This is a genomic window from Niastella sp. (genome assembly GCF_045805085.1).
Lineage (GTDB): Bacteria > Bacteroidota > Bacteroidia > Chitinophagales > Chitinophagaceae > Niastella.
In genome coordinates this window covers 1-5,055 of sequence record NZ_JBJMLX010000162.1, presented here as the reverse complement: position 1 = coordinate 5,055, position 5,055 = coordinate 1, and the positions used below count along the sequence as shown (strand labels likewise).

The 5,055-nt window shown below is 40.3% G+C and carries 7 protein-coding genes; 2 read left to right on the top strand and 5 right to left on the bottom strand.

Going from position 1 to position 5,055, the window contains the following annotated elements:
• Positions 1-177 precede the first annotated feature (177 nt).
• Positions 178-765 carry a Crp/Fnr family transcriptional regulator gene (locus ACJ751_RS08065; RefSeq protein WP_407744979.1) on the top strand — a complete coding sequence of 196 codons (588 nt, stop codon included), beginning with the start codon at positions 178-180 and terminating at the stop codon, positions 763-765.
• A 191-nt stretch (positions 766-956) separates the two neighbouring features.
• Here the strand turns inward: ACJ751_RS08065 and ACJ751_RS08060 are convergent, their stop codons facing one another.
• Positions 957-1,400: a carboxymuconolactone decarboxylase family protein gene (locus tag ACJ751_RS08060; RefSeq protein WP_407744978.1), complete on the bottom strand. Its 444-nt coding sequence runs from the start codon at positions 1,398-1,400 to the stop codon at positions 957-959.
• A gap of 95 nt (positions 1,401-1,495) precedes the next feature.
• Between ACJ751_RS08060 and ACJ751_RS08055 the strand changes: the two genes are divergently transcribed.
• A complete protein-coding gene (locus ACJ751_RS08055) occupies positions 1,496-1,939 on the top strand; it encodes a hypothetical protein (protein WP_407744977.1) in 444 nt (147 codons plus the stop codon).
• 485 nt (positions 1,940-2,424) lie between these two features.
• Here ACJ751_RS08055 and ACJ751_RS08050 read toward each other — a convergent pair whose 3' ends face one another.
• The 4 genes from ACJ751_RS08050 to ACJ751_RS08035 form a co-directional block, all read right to left on the bottom strand.
• Positions 2,425-3,195, bottom strand: coding sequence for a cupin domain-containing protein (locus ACJ751_RS08050; protein ID WP_407744976.1), 771 nt, complete (start codon positions 3,193-3,195; stop codon positions 2,425-2,427).
• Between the two features lie 816 nt (positions 3,196-4,011).
• Complete coding sequence (locus ACJ751_RS08045) at positions 4,012-4,200, bottom strand: hypothetical protein (protein WP_407744975.1); 189 nt, start codon at positions 4,198-4,200, stop codon at positions 4,012-4,014.
• Between the two features lie 35 nt (positions 4,201-4,235).
• Positions 4,236-4,673, bottom strand: coding sequence for a DUF6934 family protein (locus ACJ751_RS08040; protein ID WP_407744974.1), 438 nt, complete (start codon positions 4,671-4,673; stop codon positions 4,236-4,238).
• A 237-nt stretch (positions 4,674-4,910) separates the two neighbouring features.
• Positions 4,911-5,055: hypothetical protein (locus ACJ751_RS08035; RefSeq protein WP_407744980.1), on the bottom strand; the 145-nt coding region annotated here is incomplete at its 5' end.

Sequence of the window (5,055 nt, the reverse complement as noted above, 5' to 3'; positions counted from 1 at the left end):
TACTAAAAATGTAAAATGAACGGTAAAGTAAATGAAAAAGCGATAACTGTAATAACCGCCTGAATAAATTTTAAGGTATTTTAATGGGGGCTGCTGTTTACCGGTTGAATCAGGAATAAAAAATGCCACCCCGGGGAATCGGGATAGCTTTGTACCTTCACAAATAAAATCCTGCACATGTTTGAGATGCTTTTTGAACACCTGGCTCGTTTTGTTCACATCAACGAACAGGAACGGGAAATTTTACAAGCAAGGCTGCGATATAAAAAGGTATCAAAAAAGGATTTTCTTTTAAAGCAGGGACAGATCTGTACGGGTAATTTTTTTGTATTGTCAGGTTGTGTTCGATTGTATTCAATAACTGACAATGGGACAGAACAGATCCTTCAATTTGCCATTTCAGGTTGGTGGATCAGCGATTATCATAGTTTTCAAAACAACATTCCTTCAACATATAATATTCAGCCGGTAGAAGATTCTGAGATTGCCATCATTACCCGGTCAGATTCGGACGAACTGTTTCAACAAATTCCTGTATTGAATAATTATTTCAGGTTGCTGATGCAGCGCGCCTATACGGCGGCGCTTAGAAAAATGGAGTTGCTGTTGGTTACTTCTGCTGAAGACCGCTATTTTCAATTTGTAAACAACTATCCTGAATTTGTTCAACGCGTTCCGCAATACATGCTTGCGTCGTTTTTAGGTTTTACGCCCGAATTCTTAAGTATGCTCAGGGCGAAGGGTAGATCGGCAAATCATTCGTAATTATTGAAATACCACTTGAGTAGTGAAGCTGAGTGGGAAATTAAAAGCAGTTACAAGTTTCAGGTTCCAGGTTTCAGGAGAAAACTCAGCCTGGTTTTCCCTGTAACTTGAAACTTGTAACCTGAAACTCACACTTAGTACCTCAAAGGATCTAAGAAACTCCGGTGTTTATATTATATATATAACTATGCCTAATCCAGTGTAGGCTTCATGTGGGTGCTTACGCCTATCCGGTTCCATGCATTTATTGTAATGACGGCCATTATTACCTGGGCCAGTTTTTCTTCACCCAGCTGTTCCAGTGCCATGCTGTAGGTTTCGTCACTTACACCGTGTACCGAAATGTGCGTGATCTCTTCCGCCAGCGCCAGTACTGCCCGCTCGGTATCATTATAAAAAGGAGTTTCGCGCCAGGCACTCAACCCATAAATGCGTTGTTCGGTTTCGCCCAGTTTTCTCGCATCTTTTGTATGCATATTAATACAATAGGCACAACCGTTTATTTGGGATACCCTGATCTTTATTAATTCCTTTAATAAGGGCTCAATTTTACTTTGACCGAGATATTTTTCCAATGCAAACATAGCTTCGTAGGCCTTGGGTTGCACTTGTTGAATTTCTATCCGATTGCTCATGTTTTATTATTTTCCACAAAGCTACCAGCGGCTGGGGGTAAATAACTTAAACTACTTTAAGAAAGGGATGGGGTGGTTCGTTTAGATTTGTACCTATGAAAACAGGTAGGACCGCATTTGCACAACTTTTCACCCGGATAGCACTGGGGCTTGGCTTTCTGTTACCCGTATTTGACCGGTTGGGATTTTTAGGCGCATCCGGGTCTGGTAAGGCAGCCTGGGGCGATTGGGCGCATTTTATAGCGTATACGCACCAGTTAATGCCCTTTGCCAATTTATATACGGCGAATATTGCCGGTCTGGTAGCCACCATTGCAGAATGCGTGCTGGGTGTTTGTTTGATCGTTGGTTTTAAAACAAAATGGATGGGGTTGGGAGCGGCTATTATCACGCTTACCTTTGCTGCGTTCATGATCGCTTCCCTCGGCATTCGCGCTCCCTTCAACTACCCCGTATTTGTTTTTACCGGGGCCGGACTACTCCTATACACGCAGCAGATATTTCGCTGGAGTATTGATGAGTTATTAGTTAAAAAATAGCTATAGCTCCTTTCTTCATTTAAAAGAAAAATATTGAGCCCATATTCAACCTCGTTATAAAGGCATTTCGTATCTTTATAACGAGGTTTTAATTTAAAATGCCACCAGAAACATACATAGAAAATAATTTTGCCGGCAGCCACCGAAACCAGTTGTTTCCCATTTCTTCCCTTACTATCTCCTTACTATTGCCTTACTATTCCCTTGCTATTGTCTTGCTATTGGTATGCTGTATCCATACTTCATCCATACTTCATCTATACTTCATCCATACTTCATCCATGGCACATCCTGCTTTCACCCCTACTGTAGCAGTACTGCATACTGCCTGAGACTATACTGAAGCCATACTACGTATTGCCTGAGACTACTCTGCGGCACCTGCTTTCCGGTGCTGTAAATATACGGGTGCCAGAGAGGCATAGGTCTGTATAAACGTTACAACTATGAATTTCGTTCCTGCTTTAATAGGATTCGAAAGAACTCTATCTCCACTTAAAAGCAAAATAGCTGCATGGTTTATCTTCTACGTTGGTAATGCCATGCATTTTTCCGCTTTCCATGATGTACAGATCTCCAGGACCACCAGTATAGGTTTTGCCATCGATGACCATAGAGGTATTGCCCTCAGTGATTAATATCAATTCAGTTTCTACGTGTTGGTGTGGGGCATGGCTGGGACCGGCATGGTCCAATTGTGTAACGTGCATTTCAAAGTAGTCGGTCATGGCGGTGGAGCGTTCAAAGTATTTGCGTGAGCCGCCTTTTTCTGTCTTTTTAAATGAAAGGGAGTCTATGTTCAGGATCAATACACCACCAGCCTTTTTGCTTCGTTCCAGGTCCATTGGTTTTTTTGACCGAAAAGCAAAAGCATAGTAGGTGAGTGGTCCATTGCCCACATTCTCGAATGCCTGCATTTCCTGTGGCGGTATCAGGATCACGCTGCCGGCGCCTATAGTTTTTGTTTGATTGCCTACTGTGCATTTCATGGTGCCCTCCTTTACAATAATCAATTCTTCCCGGTCTTTTTGTGCGTGTGGCGGTTTTGGCTCAGCGCCTTTTTCCTGGGTGGTGGCGTGCACTTCAAAGTAATCAAATTCGGGGGTAGTACCCTGGATGAGTTTCCGGCTTTCACGATGATCGCCTTTAGTAACGGGCAGTTCGCTCCAGTGAATAATACCCGATGGAATGGGGTGCGTTTGGGCAAATGCGCTCAGGGTGATTAGCTGGATCAGGCAGGCAAGTATGATCTTCATATCGTAAGGTTTGGTAGCTGTTATAAATGATATGGAAATTTAAGGATTTATTGGAACAGGTTGCCAAAATCCTGGATTGACAGACTGCCGGCATTGGAGCCAAAGACCCAGGCAGAAGGACAACGATCAATTTTGTTCGTTTATTGGCAGCAAGTTCAAAGGTTTGGTGACCAGGTTGGTGACTTTACACCTGCCGTAGAAGATATTGGGGCTGAAGTTCTTTAAATGCACATCCATGACTAACTATGCCGCATCTTGATCTAACATTGAGCTATAATTGACCAACTTTGCGGCGTATGTAGCCAGTTATGGGTCATTGTTGCGTAACTATACGGCAACGCTAGGCTACTCTTGTACGTTTTATTACAACTATACGTCAAACCAGGTTAAGATGTAGATCAATGTTAGTTACTGATAGGTCATGTTAGCTACTTATGAGTTAAAGTTAGCTACTGATGGGTCATAGTAAGCTACTTATGAGTTAAAGTTAGCTACTGATGAGTCATAGTAAGCTACTTACGAGTCAAAGTGAGCTATTTATAAGTCAAAGTGAGCTACTGATGGATTTTAGTACGATACTGATGAATTATCGTGAGCTACTGATGAATGATCGTGGGCTACAGATGAATGATAATAAGCGACAGATGAATCTTAGTGTGTTACTGATGAAATATTGTTGCAAAGCGTAAAATTTCCCCAAATACATTGTGAGTACTGATAATTACATAAATACTTCTAAAAATTGCCACAACTAACAGTAAATAAAAAACCACCCCGATTTAATCTGGATGGTTTAGATGTATTATAAGAATTAATTTATTTCTTTTTCATGAAGTCAGGTATGCCGTATTTGTCAGTATATGATTTAGGCAGTCCATGTTTTTTTAAAAACTCCTTTGCCTCTTCAACTTGTTTTTTAAAAACAGGATCATTGCTATAATCCCTTAATTCTTTTACTATAATAATATTCTTTGTGTAATCTTCAATTGATGTTGTTGCTGACATAAACAACTTTGTTTTATATAATAAAGATACAATATTTATTTGCTCCATGCCAAAAAAGCATTGTAATTTATATGTTTTTGGATAGGCCGCCATTCTTCGTCAATATATCCTTTAATATGTAAGAAGATGCTGATTTCTTGCCAGTTAGCCAATATTCCCATTTGGTAAAGTCTGGTCCTTGCTGGCGTACTTCCTTTTGCAAAAATGGTTGCATTAGGATAGTATTTGATGAAGCTCATAACGGTAGAAGCTACTGTAGCAATTACTTTATCGCGGTCATGATTATTGCTCCTTGCTTTATCATCTATTGATTGTGTGGTTTCTTCCCAATCGCCAAAACACAAGTTATAGAGATTGTAACCCATTACCTCAAATTTAATTACTTTTTTAATGGAGCCTTTAGGCCCATCACTTACAAACTCATAAGTCCGGTGTTCATTGGTTGATTTCGTACAGTATATATCTCGATGCATAATGATTGAAACGAAAGGCGACTTTCATACCTGAAAGGTCACGAGTTAACAATAATGAGTGGGGGAATCTATATTTGCTGGTTGGGACGTTGAAGATACTAAATAATTTAGTATATGCAATAAGGATATGAGTAAAATTGTCCAGGAAATTTGCTGTTGTATATTAGTATACCTGAAAGTAAAATTTTGTACTGGTGATGGTACAAAATTTTACTATGCCTTATTTCAGCTTCCATTTTAAATCTCCCACACCTTTATCGTCCCATCATACGAAGCACTGATGATCTTATTATCAGCTAACTGTTCAAGGGACTGTACAAAGTTCTGATGTTCGAGTTCGGCTAGTAATTGCCCATTGAAATGCCAGAGCTTTACCTTGTTG

What these genes read in the sequence shown, in the direction of transcription:
- ACJ751_RS08040 (WP_407744974.1), bottom strand. Translation starts at nt 4,673, where the DNA reads ATGCATCGAGATATATACTGTACGAAATCAACCAATGAACACCGGACT.
- ACJ751_RS08055 (WP_407744977.1), top strand. Translation starts at nt 1,496, where the DNA reads ATGAAAACAGGTAGGACCGCATTTGCACAACTTTTCACCCGGATAGCA.
- ACJ751_RS08060 (WP_407744978.1), bottom strand. Translation starts at nt 1,400, where the DNA reads ATGAGCAATCGGATAGAAATTCAACAAGTGCAACCCAAGGCCTACGAA.
- ACJ751_RS08045 (WP_407744975.1), bottom strand. Translation starts at nt 4,200, where the DNA reads ATGTCAGCAACAACATCAATTGAAGATTACACAAAGAATATTATTATA.
- ACJ751_RS08065 (WP_407744979.1), top strand. Translation starts at nt 178, where the DNA reads ATGTTTGAGATGCTTTTTGAACACCTGGCTCGTTTTGTTCACATCAAC.
- ACJ751_RS08050 (WP_407744976.1), bottom strand. Translation starts at nt 3,195, where the DNA reads ATGAAGATCATACTTGCCTGCCTGATCCAGCTAATCACCCTGAGCGCA.